Annotated in this window: 19 protein-coding genes and 1 tRNA gene; 13 read left to right on the forward strand and 7 right to left on the reverse strand. The window is 74.3% G+C overall.

From position 1 onward, the window contains the following. Positions 1-125 precede the first annotated feature (125 nt). Positions 126-1,514 (forward strand): thioredoxin fold domain-containing protein, encoded by a 1,389-nt coding sequence (locus IPO09_16870; GenBank protein ID MBK9518984.1) that lies wholly within the window; start codon positions 126-128, stop codon positions 1,512-1,514. Positions 1,515-1,528: 14 nt separating this feature from the next. On the opposite strand, the gene IPO09_16875 is transcribed toward IPO09_16870, so the two are convergent. Beyond that, on the reverse strand, positions 1,529-2,191 hold the full coding sequence (locus IPO09_16875; GenBank protein ID MBK9518985.1) for a hypothetical protein: 663 nt from the start codon (positions 2,189-2,191) through the stop codon (positions 1,529-1,531). 118 nt (positions 2,192-2,309) lie between these two features. Here IPO09_16875 and IPO09_16880 point away from each other — a divergent pair. From IPO09_16880 to aroG, 6 genes are all read left to right on the forward strand, one after another. Further along, positions 2,310-2,393, forward strand: a tRNA-Leu gene (locus tag IPO09_16880). Positions 2,394-2,508: 115 nt separating this feature from the next. Continuing rightward, complete coding sequence (argC, locus tag IPO09_16885) at positions 2,509-3,543, forward strand: N-acetyl-gamma-glutamyl-phosphate reductase (GenBank protein MBK9518986.1); 1,035 nt, start codon at positions 2,509-2,511, stop codon at positions 3,541-3,543. Between the two features lies 1 nt (position 3,544). Further along, positions 3,545-5,644: a bifunctional glutamate N-acetyltransferase/amino-acid acetyltransferase ArgJ gene (argJ, locus tag IPO09_16890; GenBank protein ID MBK9518987.1), complete on the forward strand. Its 2,100-nt coding sequence runs from the start codon at positions 3,545-3,547 to the stop codon at positions 5,642-5,644. Next, on the forward strand, positions 5,641-6,114 hold the full coding sequence (locus IPO09_16895; GenBank protein MBK9518988.1) for an arginine repressor: 474 nt from the start codon (positions 5,641-5,643) through the stop codon (positions 6,112-6,114). The genes argJ and IPO09_16895 overlap by 4 nt, the downstream gene beginning before the upstream one ends. A gap of 143 nt (positions 6,115-6,257) precedes the next feature. Continuing rightward, positions 6,258-6,698, forward strand: coding sequence for a hypothetical protein (locus tag IPO09_16900; GenBank protein MBK9518989.1), 441 nt, complete (start codon positions 6,258-6,260; stop codon positions 6,696-6,698). Positions 6,699-6,755: 57 nt separating this feature from the next. Beyond that, positions 6,756-7,820 (forward strand): 3-deoxy-7-phosphoheptulonate synthase AroG, encoded by a 1,065-nt coding sequence (gene aroG / locus IPO09_16905; GenBank protein MBK9518990.1) that lies wholly within the window; start codon positions 6,756-6,758, stop codon positions 7,818-7,820. Between the two features lie 24 nt (positions 7,821-7,844). On the opposite strand, the gene IPO09_16910 is transcribed toward aroG, so the two are convergent. Beyond that, the gene (locus IPO09_16910) at positions 7,845-9,221 is read right to left on the reverse strand and encodes an FAD-dependent oxidoreductase (GenBank protein MBK9518991.1); all 1,377 of its coding nucleotides are present in this window, start codon (positions 9,219-9,221) and stop codon (positions 7,845-7,847) included. Here IPO09_16910 and IPO09_16915 point away from each other — a divergent pair. Beyond that, complete coding sequence (locus IPO09_16915; protein MBK9518992.1) at positions 9,220-10,104, forward strand: NAD(P)-dependent oxidoreductase; 885 nt, start codon at positions 9,220-9,222, stop codon at positions 10,102-10,104. The two genes, IPO09_16910 and IPO09_16915, sit on opposite strands and share 2 nt — an antisense overlap. 13 nt (positions 10,105-10,117) lie before the next feature. On the opposite strand, the gene IPO09_16920 is transcribed toward IPO09_16915, so the two are convergent. The 3 genes from IPO09_16920 to IPO09_16930 all read right to left on the reverse strand — a co-directional run bounded on the left by IPO09_16920 (position 10,118) and on the right by IPO09_16930 (position 12,677). Then, positions 10,118-10,495, reverse strand: coding sequence for a response regulator (locus IPO09_16920; protein MBK9518993.1), 378 nt, complete (start codon positions 10,493-10,495; stop codon positions 10,118-10,120). A gap of 125 nt (positions 10,496-10,620) precedes the next feature. Continuing rightward, positions 10,621-11,676 carry a WYL domain-containing protein gene (locus IPO09_16925; protein ID MBK9518994.1) on the reverse strand — a complete coding sequence of 352 codons (1,056 nt, stop codon included), beginning with the start codon at positions 11,674-11,676 and terminating at the stop codon, positions 10,621-10,623. Next, positions 11,673-12,677, reverse strand: coding sequence for a WYL domain-containing protein (locus IPO09_16930; protein MBK9518995.1), 1,005 nt, complete (start codon positions 12,675-12,677; stop codon positions 11,673-11,675). Before IPO09_16930 ends, IPO09_16925 begins: the two co-directional genes overlap by 4 nt. Before the next feature lie 76 nt (positions 12,678-12,753). Here IPO09_16930 and IPO09_16935 point away from each other — a divergent pair, with 76 nt between their 5' ends. After that, positions 12,754-13,380 (forward strand): DUF1054 family protein, encoded by a 627-nt coding sequence (locus tag IPO09_16935; protein ID MBK9518996.1) that lies wholly within the window; start codon positions 12,754-12,756, stop codon positions 13,378-13,380. 39 nt (positions 13,381-13,419) lie between these two features. Here IPO09_16935 and IPO09_16940 read toward each other — a convergent pair whose 3' ends face one another. Beyond that, on the reverse strand, positions 13,420-13,854 hold the full coding sequence (locus tag IPO09_16940; GenBank protein MBK9518997.1) for a DUF2007 domain-containing protein: 435 nt from the start codon (positions 13,852-13,854) through the stop codon (positions 13,420-13,422). Position 13,855: 1 nt separating this feature from the next. Next, positions 13,856-15,097: a cation:proton antiporter gene (locus IPO09_16945; GenBank protein MBK9518998.1), complete on the reverse strand. Its 1,242-nt coding sequence runs from the start codon at positions 15,095-15,097 to the stop codon at positions 13,856-13,858. A gap of 253 nt (positions 15,098-15,350) precedes the next feature. Here IPO09_16945 and IPO09_16950 point away from each other — a divergent pair, with 253 nt between their 5' ends. The 4 genes from IPO09_16950 (at position 15,351) to IPO09_16965 (ending at position 18,516) form a co-directional block, all read left to right on the forward strand. Continuing rightward, a complete protein-coding gene (locus IPO09_16950) occupies positions 15,351-15,824 on the forward strand; it encodes a hypothetical protein (GenBank protein MBK9518999.1) in 474 nt (157 codons plus the stop codon). A gap of 413 nt (positions 15,825-16,237) precedes the next feature. Continuing rightward, positions 16,238-17,566: a citrate (Si)-synthase gene (locus tag IPO09_16955; protein MBK9519000.1), complete on the forward strand. Its 1,329-nt coding sequence runs from the start codon at positions 16,238-16,240 to the stop codon at positions 17,564-17,566. Positions 17,567-17,700: 134 nt separating this feature from the next. After that, complete coding sequence (locus IPO09_16960; protein ID MBK9519001.1) at positions 17,701-18,042, forward strand: PspC domain-containing protein; 342 nt, start codon at positions 17,701-17,703, stop codon at positions 18,040-18,042. An 81-nt stretch (positions 18,043-18,123) separates the two neighbouring features. After that, positions 18,124-18,516 (forward strand): response regulator, encoded by a 393-nt coding sequence (locus IPO09_16965; GenBank protein MBK9519002.1) that lies wholly within the window; start codon positions 18,124-18,126, stop codon positions 18,514-18,516. The last annotated feature ends 72 nt before the right edge of the window (positions 18,517-18,588 follow it).

Consider the following 18,588-nt stretch of genomic DNA (forward strand, 5'->3'; position numbering starts at 1 on the left):
ACGCCCCGACCTGATCGTGGACAATGAGGGTCGAGTATAGGGATTTCTGTCGTGTGGTCAAGGCACCCAGGTTGGATCCAAGCGTGCAGAAGGCGTCGTTTTTGCTTATCTTTGAGAGAAGGACCATGCGAAACCTCAACCGCCTCCTGTTCGCCTTCGCCGCCTTCGCCGCGGTGGCCTTCCTGCCCGACCTGCTCTCCTCGGGGCCGGCAGGTGGTGAGACCCAGGATCGGCTCAGGAGGCTCTTCGACGCGGCCGGACCGCTGCTGGCCTTCGGCCTGGCCTTCCTCGGCGGCGTGCTCACCAGCCTGACCCCCTGCGTCTACCCGCTCATCCCCATCACCGTGTCGATCTTCGGCGCCCGCAAGGCCAGCCGCGGCGAGGCCATGGCGCTCTCCGGCCTCTACGTGCTCGGCATCGGGGCCATGTACACGGCGCTCGGCGTGGGGGCGGCCCTCACCGGCCAGGCCTTCGGCGGCGTCATGAACAACCCGCTGGTGATCGGCTTCGTGGCGCTGGTCTTCGCGGTGATGGCGGCCTCCATGTTCGGCGCCTTCGAGCTGGCGCTGCCCTCCGCGGTGCAGGCGCGCCTCAGCGCGGTGGGCGGCACCGGGCGGGCCGGGGCCTTCGCCATGGGCCTGGTGGCCGGCGTCATCGCCGCCCCCTGCACCGGCCCGGTGCTCACCTCCATCCTGCTGCTCATCGCCAAGCAGGGCTCGGTGGCGCTGGGCGCCGGCCTGATGCTCTCCTTCGCCCTCGGCATGGGCATGCTCTTCTTCCTGATCGGCGCCTTCTCCATCTCGCTGCCCAAGAGCGGCGCCTGGATGGAGACCGTCAAGTCGGTCTTCGGGGTGGCGCTGCTGGCGGCGGCCGCGGTCTACCTGAAGGACCTGGTCCCGGCCCTGCGGCCGCTCTTCTCGGCGGCCCGCTCGGCGGCGCTGCTGTCGGCCGGCGTGGCCGCCCTGGGCGTGCTGCTGGGCGCGCTGCACCTCAGCTTCCACGGCGCCGCGGCCGAGCGGGCCCTGAAGGCCCTGGGCGTGGCGCTGGTGGTGGGCGCCGTGGCCTACGCCTCCGGCGCCGCCGGGGCGCGCGAGCGGGCCCTGACCGAGGCCAGCGCCTTCTCCTGGCTCAAGACCGAGGCCGAGGCGGTGGCGCTGGCCAAGGCCACCGGCCGCCCGGTCATCATCGACTTCTGGGCCGAGTGGTGCACCGCCTGCAAGGAGCTCGACAAGATCGCCTGGGCCGACCCGCGGGTGCAGGCCAAGGCCAGCCGGTTCGTGGCGGTCAAGGCCGACGGCACCGAGTCCACCGACGAGTTCATGGCGCTGGCCGACAAGTACGGCGTGGTCGGCATGCCCACCGTCATCTTCATCGACGGCCAGGGGCGCGAGGTGCGCGACCGGATCATCGGCGCGGTGGACGCCGACGAGATGCTGAAGCGGCTGGACGCGGTGGACGACGCCTGCGGCGTCCCGGTGCCGGCCGGCGCGCTGGCCTGCGCCGCCCGCTGGTGAGCGGCGGCGCCGCTCTAGAAGATGCGGTAGCCGACCAGCACCAGCAGCTCCGGCTCGAAGCGCCCGGTGCGCATGGGGGCGTCGCCGCCGCCGCCGCGCCAGCCGAGCGCCGCCCGCACCCCCAGCGAGAGGTCGCCGTAGGCCAGGGTCTCGTAGCCCACCGAGACCTTGGGGGCGACCAGGAAGCCGCCGTCGCGCCAGGTGGTGAAGGTCACCGGCACGGCGGCGGTCAGCGAGATCAGGCCGTCGCCGGCGTGGGACGAGAGGACCAGGGCCGGGGCCAGCAGCAGGCCGCGGTCGCCCAGGTTGTCGTCGTGGATCCAGGTGCCGCCGAAGTCGAGGTACCAGCCGGCCTGGAGCCGCAGGCCCAGGTCCCAGCCGCCCGCCGAGCCCACCGGGCGCCGCCAGGCCCCGGAGAGCCACAGCTCGGTGGAGCTCCAGTCGAACTCCACCGAGGCCAGCAGGTCGTCCTGGGCGCTCAGGCCCTGGCCGTAGCTGGCGCCCAGCGAGGCGAAGCCGGCCCAGGCCAGCGCGGCCGAGCCGCCCCCCAGGCTCTCGGCGCCCAGCAGCGAGCGCGGCTGCGGCGCGCCGAGGAGGCCGCCGTCGGCGGCCCGGGCGGCGGGGGCGGAGCCCAGGAGGGCGGAGGCGAGGAGGAGCGCGGCGCAGGTGCGGGTCATGGGGGGTCCTATGCGTGAGGCGGGCGAATCTTACCCGCGGGCGGCGGGGGGTCGAGCAAACGCCCAGTCATGAGGTGTTGACACCCTCCGCGGCCTGCGCTAATTCCCGGCCCCCACTGCCCAGGTGGCGAAACTGGTAGACGCACCAGATTCAGGGTCTGGCGGCCTCAAAACCGTGGAGGTTCGAATCCTCTCCTGGGCACTCGACGCCGGCGATGGCCACACGCCTCGCCGGCGTCGTCTTTTCTCCGGGCCGGGGTGAGGGGCGGCCGGCCCCCACTTGATCCATCCGGCCGGATGCATGAATATGCATCATCATGCATACCGTCTCCGCGGCCGTCGTCGGCGCCTCCGGCTACTCCGGGCTCGAGCTCACCCGCATCCTCTCCGGCCACCCCCGGCTGCGCCTCACCGCGGTCACCTCCGACCGCTGGGCCGGCGAGGCGGTCTCGGCCCGCCTGCCGCTCGACGGCCGGGTGGGCGGGCTCACCTACGGCCCGCTGTCCGGCAGCCACGCGGTGGAGGCCGAGGTGGTCTTCCTGGCCACGCCGGCCGAGGTCTCGCTCGAGCTGGTCCCCCGGCTGCTGGCGCGCGGCCTCCAGGTGGTGGACCTCTCGGGCGCCTACCGGCTCCTCGACGCGGCGGCCTACCCGCCCTGGTACGGCTTCACCCACACCTCGCCGGGGCTGCTGGCCGAGGCCCGCTACGGCCTGCCCGAGCTGGCGCGGGACGAGCTCGGCGAGGCCCGCCTCATCACCAACCCGGGCTGCTACGCCACCGCCATCGCGCTGATGGTGTCGCCGCTGGTGCGCAGCGGCCTGTGCGCCCCCACCGGCATCCGGGTCACCGGGCTCTCCGGGGTCTCGGGCGCCGGCCGCAAGGCCAGCGAGGACTACAGCTTCTGCGAGGTCGACGAGGACCTGCGCGCCTACCGGCTGGGCAAGCACCAGCACGTGCCGGAGATCGAGCAGACGGTGGAGCGCTTCGCCGGCGCCTGCGGGGCGCTCTCCTTCACGCCGGTGCTGGTCCCCATGCGGCGCGGCATCCTGGCCACCGCGGTGCTGCCGGCGGCGCCCGGCGCCACCCAGGCGGACCTGCAGGCGGCGCTGGCCGCGGCCTACGCCCGCGAGCCCTTCGTGAAGGCCCTGGCGCCCGACAAGGTGCAGGTGAAGGACGTGGTGCGCACCAACCGCTGCCACGTCGGGGTGGCGCTCGACGCCCGGGCCGGGGTGGCGGTGGCGGTCTCCGTCATCGACAACCTGGTGAAGGGGGCGGCCGGGCAGGCGGTGCAGGCGCTCAACTCGGCGCGGGGCTGGGACGAGACCGACGGCCTGGCGCTCCTGGGAGGCTGACGTGAAGATCCCCAAGGGCTTCCGCTTCGGCGGGGTGGCGGCGGGCCTCAAGCCGGCGCGGCGCGACGTGGCGCTGGTGGTCTCGGACCACCCGGCCGCGGCGGCCGGCGTCTTCACGGTGAACCGGGCGGCGGCGGCGCCGGTGCAGGACGGGCGCGGCCGCGTGCCGGCCGAGGGCATCCGCGCCGTGCTGATCAACTCCGGCAACGCCAACGCCCTCACCGGGCAGGCCGGCCTGGACGACGTGGCCACCCTGCGCGCCGCGGTGGCCGGCGCCCTGGGCCTGCAGAAGCGGGCCGTGCTGACCGCCTCCACCGGGGTCATCGGGGTGCGCCTGCCGGTGCAGAAGGTGGTGGACTCGCTGCCGGCGCTGCTGGCCCAGCTGGGCGACCACGCCGACCTGGCCGCCGAGGCCATCATGACCACCGACACCCGCCCCAAGCTGTCGGCGCGCGAGGTGACGCTGGGCGGCAAGACCGCCGTGCTCTCCTGCATCTGCAAGGGCTCCGGCATGCTGGCGCCGCAGCTGGCCACCACGCTGGCGGTGGTGGTCACCGACGCCGCCATCACCCCCAGGGCGCTGCAGGACGTGCTCACCCGGGCGGTGCAGGACACCTTCAACATGCTGACGGTGGACGGCGAGATGTCCACCAACGACACGGTGCTGGTGCTGGCCAACGGGCTGGCCGGCAACCCCCGCATCAGCGAGCCCGGCCCCGACCTGGAGGTCTTCGAGGCGGCGCTCACCGACCTCTTCGGCGAGATGGCCCGGGCCATGGCGGCCGACGGCGAGGGGGCCACCCGCATGGTGGAGGTGGTGGTGACGGGCGCCCCCAGCTCGGTCTCGGCCCGCGACTGCGCCCGCGCCATCGCCCACTCCCCGCTGGTGAAGGCCTCGCTCTTCGGCGCCGATCCCAACTGGGGCCGCATCCTGGCCACGGTGGGGAGCCGGGCCGGCTCGCAGGGCTGGCCCATCGACCCCCTGCGGGCCCGCGTCAGCATGCAGGGGGTGGTGGTCTTCGAGCGCGGCGCGCCGGTGGAGCTGGACCTGGAGGCGCTGCGGGCCAAGCTGCGCGAGGCCCGGGTGGACGTGCTGGTGGAGCTCTCGGAGGGCGAGGCGCGCGCCACCGCCTGGGGCTGCGACCTCTCCTACGACTACGTCAAGATCAACGCCGACTACACCTCCATGATCGTGCAGCGCCCCGACGGCATGCTGGCCAAGGACGACAAGGTCGCCAACTACAGCCCGACCTTCAAGCGCACCCTGCTGGTGGAGGCGCTCAAGTACATCGCCCAGTTCTCCGGGCAGGTGGCGGTCATCAAGTACGGCGGCGCCGCCATGGTGAAGGAGAGCCTCAAGGCGGCCTTCGTCGAGGACGTCACCTTGCTGAAGAAGGTGGGGCTGAAGGTGGTGGTGGTGCACGGCGGCGCGCCGGAGATCACCCGCACCCTGGAGAAGCTGGGCGAGCGCTCCGAGTTCTTCGACGGCATGCGCATCACCGACGCCGCCAGCCTGCCGGTGGTGGAGATGGTGCTGACCGGCAAGGTGAACCAGGAGCTGGTGGCCATGCTGAACGCCCGCGGCGCGGGCGCGGTGGGGCTCTCCGGCAAGGACGGCAGCCTGCTCAAGGCCGAGAAGCGCGGCCTGGAGGGCGGGGTGGACCTGGGCTACGTGGGCAAGATCACCGAGGTGAACACGAAGTTCCTCAAGATGTTCCTCGATCAGAACTACGTGCCGGTCATCTCGCCCATCGGCCTGGCCGCCGACGGCACCGGCCTCTCCATCAACGCCGACGACGTGGCGGCGGCGGTGGCGGCGGCGCTGGGGGCCAAGAAGCTCATCTACCTGACCGACGTGGCCGGGGTGCTGGAGTCGGCCCCGGACGGCGAGCTGGTGCGCCAGGTGACCAGCGCCGACCTGACCCGGCGCATCGAGGCCGGCGCCATCACCGGCGGGATGCGCTGGAAGGCGCTGGCCATCCAGGCCGCCCTGGCCGGCGGGGTGGAGCGGGTCCACGTGCTGGACGGCCGGCTGCCGCACACCGTCATCGCCGAGCTCTTCACCGACCGCGGCGTCGGCTCGCTGGTGACCGCCACGTGACCACCTCGGAGAGGCGCCGCGACGCGGTGGCCCGCCTGGTGCGCACCCGGCGCATCGGCACCCAGGAGGCGCTGCTGGCGGCGCTGGCGCGCGAGGGCTTCCGGGCCACCCAGGCCACCCTGTCGCGCGACCTGACCCGCCTCGGGGCCCGCCGCGTCTCGCGCCCGGACGGCGCCTACTACGAGGTGGACGGCCCCGCCGCCGCCGACCCGCTGGCGGCGCTGCGCGGGCTGGTGGTGGCGGTGGAGGGCAACGCCTCCCTGGTGGTGGTGCGCACCGCCGCCGGGGCGGCCTCGGCGGTGGCGCGGGCGGTGGACGACGCCCGCCTGCCCGAGGTGCTGGGCACCATCGCCGGCGACGACACCATCTTCGTGGCGCCGGCCGGGGCCCTCCGGCCGCGGGCCCTGGCGGCCCGGCTGGCCGAGCTCCTGGGCGCCCCGGCGCCGCGGGCCGGCGCCGGCGCGCACTAGGCGGTCGCGGTCGGGGTCGGGGTCGCAGTCGGGATCGCGGCCGGGGTCGGGGCCGGGGTCGCAGTCGGGGTCGCAGTCGAGGTCGCGGTCTGGGGCCCCCCCCCCTATTGCGTACTCCGGGTGCGTGTTGCAGGCTGCCCCGCATGGCCCTGACCCGCCCCCGCCCCCTCGGCGTCCTCGCCGCCCTGCTGCTCCTGGCGTCCCTGCCCGCCTGTGACCCGCCCGGGCCGAACGGGATGCACCAGGTGCTCTTCTTCAGGCAGGAGCCCTGGACCCCCGACGTCGGCGCCCCCTTCCGCCTCGACATCCCGGACCGGGTCCACGTCGGCGACTACTGGGAGGGGAAGGGGCTCATCTACATCCGCGGCAAGACCTACACCTACGACTTCGCCGGCACCACGCTCGAGGTGACGCCGCCGCCGAGCATTGCCGTGGTGTCCACCACGCTGGAAGACGGCGGCTGGAGGCTCTCGCTCCGCTGTGACGCGGAGCCCGGCGGCGAGCTGCAGGTGCGCGTGCTGGCGGCGGGCGCCGAGCGCTACGCGGACGCCACCTTCATCAACTGCTACCCCGCCGCGCCCTGACGGCCGTGCCCCTCGCGCCCCGCGCTGCTACACTGCGCGACCCCGCGAGGACCGCACATGACCTTCAAGACCGACGACGTCCGCATCAAGGGCATCCACGAGCTGGCGCCGCCCTCCCACCTGACCCGGGAGTTCCCGGTGACGGACCGGGCGGCCACCACGGTCTACGAGGCGCGCCAGGCCATCCACCGGGTGCTGCACGGCATGGAGGACCGGCTGGTGGTGGTGGTGGGGCCCTGCTCCATCCACGACGTCAAGGCCGCCAAGGAGTACGCCCACCGGCTGGTGGCCGAGCGCACGCGGCACGCCTCCGAGCTCGAGATCGTGATGCGGGTCTACTTCGAGAAGCCGCGCACCACGGTGGGCTGGAAGGGGCTCATCAACGACCCCGACCTGACCGGCGGCTTCGACATCAACAAGGGGCTCCGGCTGGCGCGCGAGCTGCTCCTCGACATCAACGAGCTGGGGCTGCCGGCCGGCTGCGAGTACCTGGACGTCATCACCCCGCAGTACATCGCCGACCTGGTGGCCTGGGGCGCCATCGGGGCCCGCACCACCGAGAGCCAGGTGCACCGCGAGCTGGCCAGCGGCCTCTCCTGCCCGGTGGGCTTCAAGAACGGCACCGACGGCAACGTGCGCATCGCCATCGACGCCATCAAGGCGGCCGGCAGCGCGCACCACTTCCTCTCGGTCACCAAGGGCGGCCACTCGGCCATCGTGTCCACCAACGGCAACGAGGACTGCCACGTCATCCTGCGCGGCGGCAAGGCGCCCAACTACGACGCCGCCAGCGTGGAGGCGGTCTGCGCCGAGATCGGCAGGGCCGGGCTGGCGCAGCGGGTCATGATCGACGCCAGCCACGCCAACTCCTCCAAGAAGCCGGAGAACCAGGTGCTGGTGGGCGCCGACGTGGCCCGGCAGGTGGCCGGCGGCGACGCCCGCCTCATGGGGCTGATGCTGGAGAGCCACCTGGTGGCCGGCCGCCAGGACCTGCTGCCCGGCAAGCCGCTCACCTACGGCCAGTCGATCACCGACGGCTGCATCGGGTGGGAGGACACGGTGCGGGTGCTGGAGGCGCTGGCCGAGGCGGTGCGGCAGCGCCGGCTGGCGGCGGGCGAGTAGGCGCCGCGGCGCGGCCCGCCCGGGCTAGCCGGCGGCCGGGCCCACCCGGCGCCACTCCGCGTTGGAGCGGAGCACGCAGTCCTCGATGGCCAGCCCCTCGAAGTAGTTGCCGGTGAGCGCCAGGCTGGTGCCGGCCAGGCAGCGATCCAGCTCGGCCACCACCTCGCCGTGCCCCAGCGCCGGGGAGGGCAGGGAGACGTGCTTCTCGGCCAGGTGCAGCAGGTCGGACTCCTGGACCCGCAGCACCTCCAGCACCCGCGCCAGCCGCGCCTGGCGGGTCTGCCCGGGCTTGAAGTGGAAGGCGAAGCCGCGCAGCCGCGGGTCCGGGAAGGGGTCCCGGCTCACGCAGGAGTGGAAGATGTCGTCCACCGGCACCAGGAAGGCCGACTCCGGCATCCAGGCCTTCTCGCGGGGCAGCACCACCCCCAGGCTGTCCACCGTGACCGTCTTGACCCGCGAGATCTGGGAGGCCAGCTCGGGGAAGTCGTGGCGCACCAGCGGCGCCGCGGCGTCGGGCGGGATGGCCAGGGCGGCCACCGGGGCCTCGAAGGTGCGGCCGTCGCCGGTGGTCACCGTGAACCCGGCGCCCTGGCGGCGCAGCGCCGTGACCGTGACGCCCAGCTCCACCTTCAGGCCGGGGGTGCGGGCCGCCGCGTCGCACACCACCTGCAGGCCGCCGTCGAAGCCGAAGGACTTGATGAACTCCTGCCGCCGCGGCCGCTTCTTGAAGAGCGAGCCCGGCCCGGTGAGCGGGAAGCCGTCGGCGCGCTGCGAGGGCACCGCCGCCAGGAAGGGCCCCAGCACCCGGTCGTAGTTCCGCCGCCCCATGAGGCGCGAGTAATACGAGTAGACCGTGTGGCCTTGCTTGGAGAGGAACAGGGCGGCCGGCAGGTGCACCGCCGCCTCCAGCCAGCTGAGCTGCAGGAGCACCTTGGGCGGGGTCAGCCAGGCGCACTGGCCGTCGCGCAGCAGCCCGAAGACGGCGCGGGCCGGCCCGCGCTCCACGATCTTGCCGGCCACGCCGCTGCCCACCACCACGTCGAGGAAGGCGCCGTAGCTGTTGTAGGTGGTGTGCGCGCCCAGCTCGAACCAGTAGCCCTCGGGGGTCCGCTCGGAGTGGAGGCACCCGCCCACGCGCCCCTCGCGCTCCAGCACCAGCACCCGCCGGCCGTCCTGGGCCGCCTTCCAGGCCAGGGCCAGGCCGCTGATGCCCGCGCCGACCACCACCACGTCGTACCGTTCCGTCACCGCCGCTGCTCCCGTTCCGCGCCAGGCCCGGCGCCGGGCGGAGCCTCGCACGGGTGCCCGCCGGAGGGAAGCGCGGGAGCCCCCCCCTCGGGCCCCCCGGTCCCACACCTCGCGCTTCCCCGTTCCGCCCGGCCTTGCTAGAGATCCAGGCATGCGCCTGCGACTCGGCTTCCTCGGCCTCGGCACCATGGGTGAACCCATCGCCAACAACCTCCGCAAGGCCGGCCACGAGCTGACCGTGTGGAACCGGACCGCCGCCAAGGCCGGGCCGCTGGTGCAGAAGGGGGTCCGGCAGGCCGCCACGCCGCGGGCCTGCGCCGAGGGGCGGGACCTGGTCCTCACCTGCCTGGCCGACGAGGCGGCGCTGGACGCCGTCCTCGGCGGGCCGGAGGGCCTGCTGGCCGGCCTGGCGGCCGGCGCGGTGCTGGCCGACCTCTCCACCGCCGGGGTGCGCTCGGCCCGGGCGGTGGGCGCGGCCTGCGCCGCCCGGGGGGCCAGCTTCCTCTCGGCGCCGCTGCTCGGCTCCCGCGCCGCGGCCGAGAAGGCCCAGCTGGTGGTGGTGGCCGGCGGCCCGGCGGCGGCCCGCGAGCGCGCCCGGCCGGCGCTGCGCGCCATCAGCGCCCGCATGTTCGAGCTGGACGACGCGGTCCAGGCGGCGCTGCTCAAGCTGTGCGTCAACGCGGTGGGCGGGGCCATGATGGCCGGCCTCGGCGAGGCGCTGGCGCTGGGCGCCTCGGGCGGCCTGCCCGGGGCCAAGGTGCTGGAGGTGCTGCAGGCCTCCACCTTCCACTCGCCGATCCACCTGATGAAGGGCGAGCAGGTCCTGCGGCAGGACTACGCGCCGCGCTTCAGGCTGGGGCTGGCCGAGAAGGACCAGCGCCTGGCGCAGGAGGCGGCGGCCGACCAGGGGGCCCGCCTGCCGGTCAACGCGGCGGTGCGGCAGCTGCTGGGCGACGCCGCGGCCAGCGGGCGCGGCGAGCAGGACCTGGCCGCGGTGGCGGAGCTCCTGCTGGAGTGGGCCAAGGCGCGGGTCTAGGGCGAGGCCCGGCTCAGGCCGCCGCGTCCGACAGGGCCTCGTCCACCGAGCGCATCAGCTCGTCGAGGTGGAAGGGCTTCTTCACGAAGCCCGCCGCCGGGCCGTCCGCGGCGGTCTCCCGGGCCACCTCGTCGGCCGGCGTGGCCGAGACCCACAGCACCCTGGGGCAGCGGGCGCCGAGCGAGGCGTGCAGGGCGTGGAAGAGGCCGGCGCCGCCCAGGCCGGGCATGCGGAAGTCGAGGAGGGCCAGGTCGGGCGGGTCCAGCTGGGCCATGGCCAGCGCCTCGTCGGCGTCGGAGGTGCTGACGGCGGCGTGGCCCATGCGGCGCACGGCCACCTCCAGGGCCTTCCGGACGATGTCGGTGTCATCCACGATCAGCACGTGTGCCACGGTCGAGCGCCTCCTCACCTGGGGAGGCGCCACTGCGCGTGGCGTGCCTGGCCAGGTGGGCAGAAATGGCCTGGATCGGGGGGGTGGCGGCCGCGCCGCGCCGACCCCGGGTCGCGGCCGACGGGTCAGCCGTAGCGCGCCAGGGTCCGCCGCACCGCCTCGGCGAAGTGCCGGCGGGCCGCGGCCGGCCCCAGCACCTCGGCGCCGCCGCCGAAGGAGAGGGCGAAGCGGGTGGCCCAGGCCTCCGACACGCCCCGCACCTCGACCACAGCGCCCCCGTCCTCCGTCCGCTTGACCACCTCCACCCCCCCCGGCCGGGCCAGGGCCCAGGCGGCGGCCAGGGGGTCGAGGCGCAGGCGGATGGGCTCGCCGGTGGGCTCGGAGAAGAGCTGGGCCCGCTGCAGCTCGCCCTCGGTGGGCGGCTCGAAGCGCCCCTCGGTGACGGCGCACTCGCGGATGCGGTCGAGCCGGAAGGCCAGCGGCTTCCCGCGGGCCGCGTCGTGGCCGTAGAGGTACCAGTGGCCCAGCCGCTGGGCCAGGGTGAAGGGGTGGACGGTGCGCTCGGCCGCGGCGTCCGAGGAGGCCGACTGGTAGGTGAGCGCCACGGCGCGCCGCTCGGCGATGGCCCGCTGCAGCCGGCCCAGCACCGAGTCGCGGGTGGGCGGGGCGCCGGCGTAGATGCGCCCGGAGAGCTCGTCGAAGGAGGCGCGCCGGTCGCGCGGCACCGACTGCCGCAGCGCCGCCACCACCCGCTCCCGCCCCTCGCCGCCCAGGGCGCTGGCCGCCGCCGCCAGCGCCGCCGCCTCGCTCTCGGTGAAGCGGGGCGGGCGCGAGAAGCTCTGGTGCAGCGCCACGTGGACCCGGTCGCCCTCCACGTACAGGTCGAGGAAGTCGTCCGGGGCGAAGGGCGGCGAGCCCACCCCGAGCAGGAAGTCGAGGTCCTCCAGCAGCTCCTTCTCCGAGATCCCGCAGCGGCGCGCCAGGTCCTTCACGTGGATGCCGGGGTGGCGCACCGCGTAGGGCACCAGGAAGAGCACCCGGCGCAGCCGGTCGCGCGGGTCGGCCTTGGGGGCCGCCGGGGCCGCGGGCGGGTGGGGCCGGCGCGCCGCGGCGGCCGGGCGGGGGGCGCGGCGCGGGGCCGGCCCGGCGCCGGCGCGCGGCGTGGCGCGGCGCCTGGTCACGGCAGCCTCCTCGCCAGCCCGGCCAGGATCTCGCGGGCCCGGTCGCGCAGCGCCCTGGGCGCCACCAGCTCGGCCCGGTCGCCCAGCGAGAGGACGTGGCGCACCAGCCCCTCGCCGTTGGTGGCGTCCACCTCCACCAGGGTGGCGCCGCCCTCGTCCTTGAGCCGGGCGCGCGGGCCGAAGGAGGACCGCACCTCCGCCGGGGTGGGCGGCTCCAGCCGGACCCGGCAGCGCAGCGGCGCGTGCACCGTGAACTCCCAGGTCTCGCGGGTGGCCACCTCGGCCAGGCTCAGCTCGGCGCGCGGCGTGAAGTCCGGGGTGCGCGGCGCGGCGGCGTTGACGGTGAGCGCCTCGATGCGCCCCAGGTGGAAGGTGCGCAGGCCGCGGCGCAGGTGGCACCAGCCGGTGAGGAACCAGGCGCCGCCCTTCTGGAAGAGGCCGTAGGGGTCCACCTCGCGCTCGGTGCGGGCCCGCCGCTCGGCGCCGGCGTAGGTCAGGTGGACGCGCTTGCGGGTGGCCACCGCGCGCGACACCTCCTCGAGCAGCCCGGCCTGCGCCGGGGCGCGGGCGCCGTCCTGCGAGAGGTGCAGCGTGAAGAGCGCCGCCGCCTCCGACGCGCCCGGGGCGCGGGCCGCGAACGAGAGCTTGTTCATGGCGTGGGCCAGGTCGCGCGAGGACGGGAAGGTGCCGGAGGCCAGGGCCGCCGAGCCGGCCAGGTAGAGCAGCGCCAGGTCCTCGGGCGGCAGCTTCAGGTCCGGCAGGTAGAACTCGTCCTTGTCGATCAGGTAGCCGGCCGGCAGGTCCTCGTCGCCGGCCACGTAGCGCACCGGGATGCCGAGCTCCAGCAGCTCGGCCTTGTCCCGCTCGAACTTGCGGATGGCCGCCTCGCCCGAGCCGCCGTAGTCCTCGGCGAACTGCTCCTGGATCTCGCGCCAGGAGATGGGCTCGGCCGCCCGGAGGAGGAAGGCGGCGAGGTCGAGCAGCCGCTGGGACTTCTGCACCCCTGGAAACCTCGCACCGGTCCAGGGGGGAGTCAACGTGTGCTAGGATCCCTGCCCAACCCGGCGGTGGGAGAGCATGGCTGGTCTCGGACTCGGTCCCGCGGACTTCGAGCTCCTCGGCATCGACGACCCGGACCAACGGGCCGCCGCGCTGGACGCCACGCTCCAGCCCAAGCTGCGCACCCTGGCCGGCCTGTGCCTGCCGGGCCTGGCCCGGGTGGCCGGCCGCGACCTGCACCCCTTCGACGCCCGGCCGCCGCGGCGGCGCGGGCAGGCCCCGGAGGAGGCGCTGGTGGCCTTCTCCGACACGCCCAGGGGCTGGCGCGGCGCGCCCTACCTGGCGGTGGTGCTGACCCGCCAGCACCTGCACGCGCGGGTGGGGGTGAAGGGCGAGTCGCCGCGCCGCGCCGCCATGCGCCTGGCCCTGGTGCGCGAGGCCGGCAACCTGGCGCGCAAGGGGAAGCCGTTCCGCAAGCTCCGGCAGTTCGAGGGCTGGAACTTCGAGGAGCTGCCCGAGCTGGCGCCGGCCCACTCCACCGCCTTCTGGCTCGAGCTGGCCGAGGTGGTGGGCCCGGGGGGCGCGGGGCTGGACGTGGGCATCGCGCTCGGCGCCGAGGAGGCGCGCAGCCTCGCCATGGGCGACCTGCTGGGCGTGTTCCGCGACCTCTCCCCGCTCTACAAGGTGCTCTCCAACGCCGGGTAGGCGGCCCGGCCGCGCCGCGGCGCGGCGACGGCGACCCGGTCAGCGGAGCAGGGCCAGGCCGGCCAGCAGGGCCGCCAGCAGCGCCGTCCACAGGGCCAGCCGGGGGGAGTTGGGCGATGGGCCGGCGTCGGCCGCGGCGCGCCCGGCCGCCGCGTGGCCGGGCGGGGCCGTGCCCACCGCCGCCACGCCGTGCGGCGGCGTCAGCGCGGGGTGGAGCTCCTCGATGGAGCCGGCCACGGGCGCGGCCAGGATCTCGCTGGCCCGCTCGACGTCCCAGCCCGGCACCAGCAGCTTCACGCCGCCCACCGCGGCGCCGAGCCCGAGCGCGCTCACCTGCGCGTCGAGCAGGGCCACCGGGATCCCCTCGGCCTCGAGCAGGCCACGGGCCAGCTCGGCCTCCTCCAGCCGGCCGAAGACCGCGATGAGGTGGTAGTCCGCCTCGTGGTCCAGGAGCCCCCCCCCGTGGTGGCGGATGTTACGCCGGTTCCGGCGCCGGCGCCCCTTCCCGGCCCGCCCGGCCCATCCGCCAGCGGAGCAGCGGCGGGGTGACCACGGTGGTGACCATGACCATGGCCACGATGGCGGCGAACTCGCCTGGCCCGAGCAGCGGCCGGCCGGCCACCACCAGGGCCAGCCCCATGTTGGCGAAGATCAGCCCGACCTCGCCGCGCGGGATCATCCCCAGCCCGATGGCGAGCCGGTCGGCGCCCGGGGTGACCACCGCCAGGCCGCAGGCCTGCTTGCCCACGATGGCCGCGGCGGTGAGCGCCAGCGCCAGCAGCACCGACCCGCCCGCCAGGGAGGACAGGTCCACCTCCAGCCCCATCCGCACGAAGAAGATCGGGACCAGGAACATCGACAGCGGCGACAGGTGGTCCTCCACCTTCTCCTCCTCGCCGAGCAGCTCCTCGAACGGCACCCCCTCCAGCACCAGGCCGGCGGCGAAGGCGCCCACGATGGGGGCCAGCCCCACCGCGGCGGCGATCCAGGCCAGGCCGAAGCAGGTGATGAGGGCCATGGTGAAGATCACGCCCTTGCCGCGCAGCCGGCCCACCAGCTTGAAGAGCCGGGGGGCGGACCAGCGCCCCAGCACCAGCGCCCCCACGATGAAGGCCACCGCCTTGGCGCTCACCACCGCCGCGGTCACCCAGGCGCCGCCCTGGTCCGGCACCGCGCCGGCCCCGGCCATGCCGGCCATCACCGCCAGCACCAGCAGGCCGAGCACGTCGTCGATGACGGCCGCGCCGATGATGATCTGCCCCTCCGGCGAGCCGATGCGGCCCAGGTCGCGCAGCACGCGGGCGGTGATGCCCACGCTGGTGGCCGAGAGGGCCGCGCCCAGGAAGAGGTGCGCCAGGGTGGACGCCTCCGGGAGGAGCCAGACCCCGACGCCGTAGCCGAGCGCCATGGGCACGATCACCCCGACGCAGGCCACCAGGAAGGCCGAGAGCCCCACCTTGACCAGCTCGGCCAGCCGGGTGGAGAGCCCCACCTCGAAGAGCAGGAGGATGACGCCCAGCTCCGCCAGCGCCTCCACCACCTCGTCCTGCTTGATGAAGTCGAGGGTGTGCAGGCCGAGGAGGGGCAGGGCGCCCACCAGGATGCCGCCCAGCAGCTCACCCAGCACCGCCGGCTGGCCGAGGCGCTCGGCCAGGTGCCCGCCCAGCCGGGCGACGGCCAGGAGGACGATGAGGGCGATGAGCAGGTGGGCGATCACGGGGCCTCCGCGCCGGGCTCGCCAGGCAGGCAGGGGGTGCCCGGGTGGCGGGCAGCCGCCGAGGGGAGGGCGCTGGCCGGGCAGCCAGGTGGGCGGCGGGCCGGGGGAGGGGGCGGGCAGTGAGGCATGGGGGACGGCCTTTGCAAGCGATACACCATGCGAATGTCAGGGCCGCGGGGTAGGTTGGAGCCTGCGCCGGCTGATCGCGTGATCGCCGCGCCTCGCACCACCGGAGCCGCCTGGAGGTCTGAAGATGGCCGTCAAGGTCATGGTCGCGCCCGCCATCGTGAAGGACGCCGCCACCAAGGCGGCCGCGCAGCGCAAGGTCCGCCCACCCGGCGAGCCCCCGCGGCCCAAGCGGCGCCGCTCGTCGGTCTACGACGCCGACGGCGCCGAGGTCTTCATCACCCTGATGTGCCTGAAGTGCCACAAGATGCGCCCCCTCTCGCAGTTCGGGCTGCGAAAGATGGCCGACGGCGCCATCCGCAACCAGCCCTGGTGCCGCACCTGCCGGTCGGCGGCCGGGACCAAGGGCAAGGGGCGGGAGTCTGCAGAAACCGTGGAGTCCCCGCTCCTGGAGGGGGCCCTGGAGGCCCTGGCCCCGCAGGCGCCCGAGGCGCCCCAGCCGGCCGTCGCGGCGCCCGCCCCGGGTGAGGCCAGGCCGCAGGGCGGCGGGAAGCTGGCCGCCGAGGTGGCGGCGGCCCTGGCCGCCGGCCTCGGTCGCTGATCGGTCGCCGATCGGTCGGCGACGGCCAGGGAGGCGGCGGTCGCGCAGGCCAAGGGCCCGCGGCCCGCTGCGGCTGGTGCGGTCTGCTGTCGCGGCCACCGCGGCCACCGCCGCCGGAGAAGCCGAGGGGCAGATCGCGGGATCCGGGCGCCCGGCGCACGGACGGATGCGCCGAACCCCCCGGATCACGGTACGAGTTGGCGATCTTCCGGGGGACCCCATCGGCTGGAAGTCTCGTGGATTCTGGCGGCATCGTGGACCGCTCGAATCCTAAATAGACCTTCCAACTCGATAACTTAGCACCGGTTCCCGTTTGCGGATCTCGTATGGCCATGTCTAGGATGCCCGCCTCGGTTCAACCGCGCTAGTCCCCCCCCCCGCAGCACCATCTCGCTGCCCGTTGGAGGCAATACATGGCTGAGTCCAATCTCAAGCTGAAGCTGAAGGAGAAGATCGAGGCGCACCGGCCCCGCATCACCAAGCTGGTGAAGGAGCACGGCAAGATCGTCATCGACAAGGTGACGATCGACCAGTGCATCGGCGGCGCCCGCGACATCCGCTCGCTGGTGACGGACATCTCCTACCTGGACCCGCAGGAGGGCATCCGGTTCCGTGGCCGGACCATCCCGGAGACCTTCGCGGCGCTGCCCAAGGTGCCGGGCTCCGACCAGCCGTACGTGGAGGGCTTCTTCTGGTACCTCCTGACCGGCGAGATCCCCTCCATCGAGCAGACCATGGAGGTGGTGGCCGACTGGCGGTCCCGCGCCGACGTGCCCCAGTACGTCATCGACGTGCTGCGCGCCATGCCGCGCGACTCGCACCCCATGGCCCTCTTCTCGGCGGCCATCGTCTCCATGCAGCGCGAGTCGCTCTTCGCCAAGCGCTACGGTGAGGGGACGCTCAAGAAGAACGACATGTGGGATCCGATGTTCGAGGATTCCATGAACCTGCTGGCCAAGCTGCCGGTCATCGCGGCCTACATCTACCGGATGAAGTACAAGGGCGACACCTTCATCGCCCCGGATCCGAAGCTCGACTGGGGCGGCAACTTCGCCCACATGATCGGGCAGAAGAAGCCCTACGACGACGTCGCCCGCATGTACTTCATCCTCCACTCGGATCACGAGTCGGGCAACGTCTCGGCCCACACCACCCACCTGGTGGCCTCGGCGCTGAGCGACGCCTACTACTCCCTGTCGGCCGGCATCAACGGCCTGGCCGGCCCGCTGCACGGCCTGGCCAACCAGGAGGTGCTCAGCTGGATCCAGAACGTGATGAAGAAGCTGAACAACAAGGTGCCCACCAAGGAGGAGCTCAAGCAGTTCCTCTGGGACACCCTGAACTCCGGCCAGGTCATCCCGGGCTACGGCCACGCCGTGCTCCGCAAGACCGATCCGCGCTTCACGGCGCAGAACGAGTTCTCCAAGAAGCACCTGCCCAATGACCCGCTCTTCCAGCTGGTCAACATGATCTACGAGGTGGCGCCGGGCGTCCTCACCGAGCACGGCAAGACCAAGAACCCGTGGCCGAACGTCGACAGCCACTCGGGCGTCATCCAGTGGCACTACGGCGTGCGCGAGTGGGACTTCTACACGGTCCTCTTCGGCGTGGGCCGCGCCCTCGGCGTGCTCGCCAACATCACCTGGGACCGCGGCCTGGGCGGCGCCCTGGAGCGCCCCAAGTCGGTCACCACCGACATGCTCGAGAAGTGGGCCGAAGAGGGTGGCCGCAAGCTCGACTGACCGTCGGCCAGCCGACCTGTCACGTTCCGGGAGCCGCCTCGAGCTGGGGCGGCTCCCGCCGTTTGGGGGGTGGCCAGCCCGCGCCGAAATAGCCGGCCTGGCCGCCCGTAGACCCCGCCGAACGGAGGAACACGATGCTCTGCCCCTACTGCCGTACCGAGAACCGCCCCGGCTCGACCCGCTGCGCCTCCTGCACCAGCTGGATGGTGGAGCGCCAGCCGGTGCGCGAGTGGACCCGCCCGCGCGACGGCGCCATGCTCGGCGGCGTGGCTCGGGGGCTGGCCCTCCGCTTCGGCCTGCCGGTGGTGGCGGTCCGCCTGGGCTTCATCCTGGCCACCGTCCTGGCCCTCTGGGGCGTGGTCGTCTACGTGGCGCTCTGGCTGCTCATGCCGCAGGAGCCGCTGGCGCTGCCGGCCGGCCCGGCGCGGCCCGAGCCGCAGGGCGCCTCGCCCGGCGGGCCCCTCGCCCCGGGCTGAGCGCCGGGCCGCGCCTGGTAGGTGCGGAGCCCACCCCCAGGGCAGTTCACGCCCCGTCGCAACTGGGGCAGAATGCCCGGGATGCCAGCCCCAGCCTCGCCCTTCCGCGTCCTCCTGGTCGACGACGAACCGGTCATCCGCGAGCTCGTGCAGGCGATGCTGGAGGGCGGCGGCGTCGAGGTCCGCTGCGTGGAGGACGGCGGCAAGGCCGTCCCCGAGGCCATCGCCTACCGCCCCGACCTGGTGCTGCTCGACATCATCCTGCCGGGCCTGGACGGCCTCTCCGTGCTCCGCCTGCTGCGCGCCGACCCGAGCTTCGCCACCACGCCCATCTACATGCTGACGGCGCGGGTCCGCCCCACCGATCACGCCGCCGCCTCCCGGGCCGGCGCCAGCGGCTACATCCAGAAGCCCTTCAAGGGCCAGGCGCTCCAGGAGCTGGTGGAGGACCTGCGCCGCGCCGCCAGCCGCTGAGCCGGAGGCCCGCGGCGCACCCGGCCGTTCCTTGACTGGCCCGGGGGCCGCGGGTAGCGTCCTCCACTCCCG

It is taken from the genome of Anaeromyxobacter sp., from assembly GCA_016718565.1.
Lineage (GTDB): Bacteria > Myxococcota > Myxococcia > Myxococcales > Anaeromyxobacteraceae > JADKCZ01.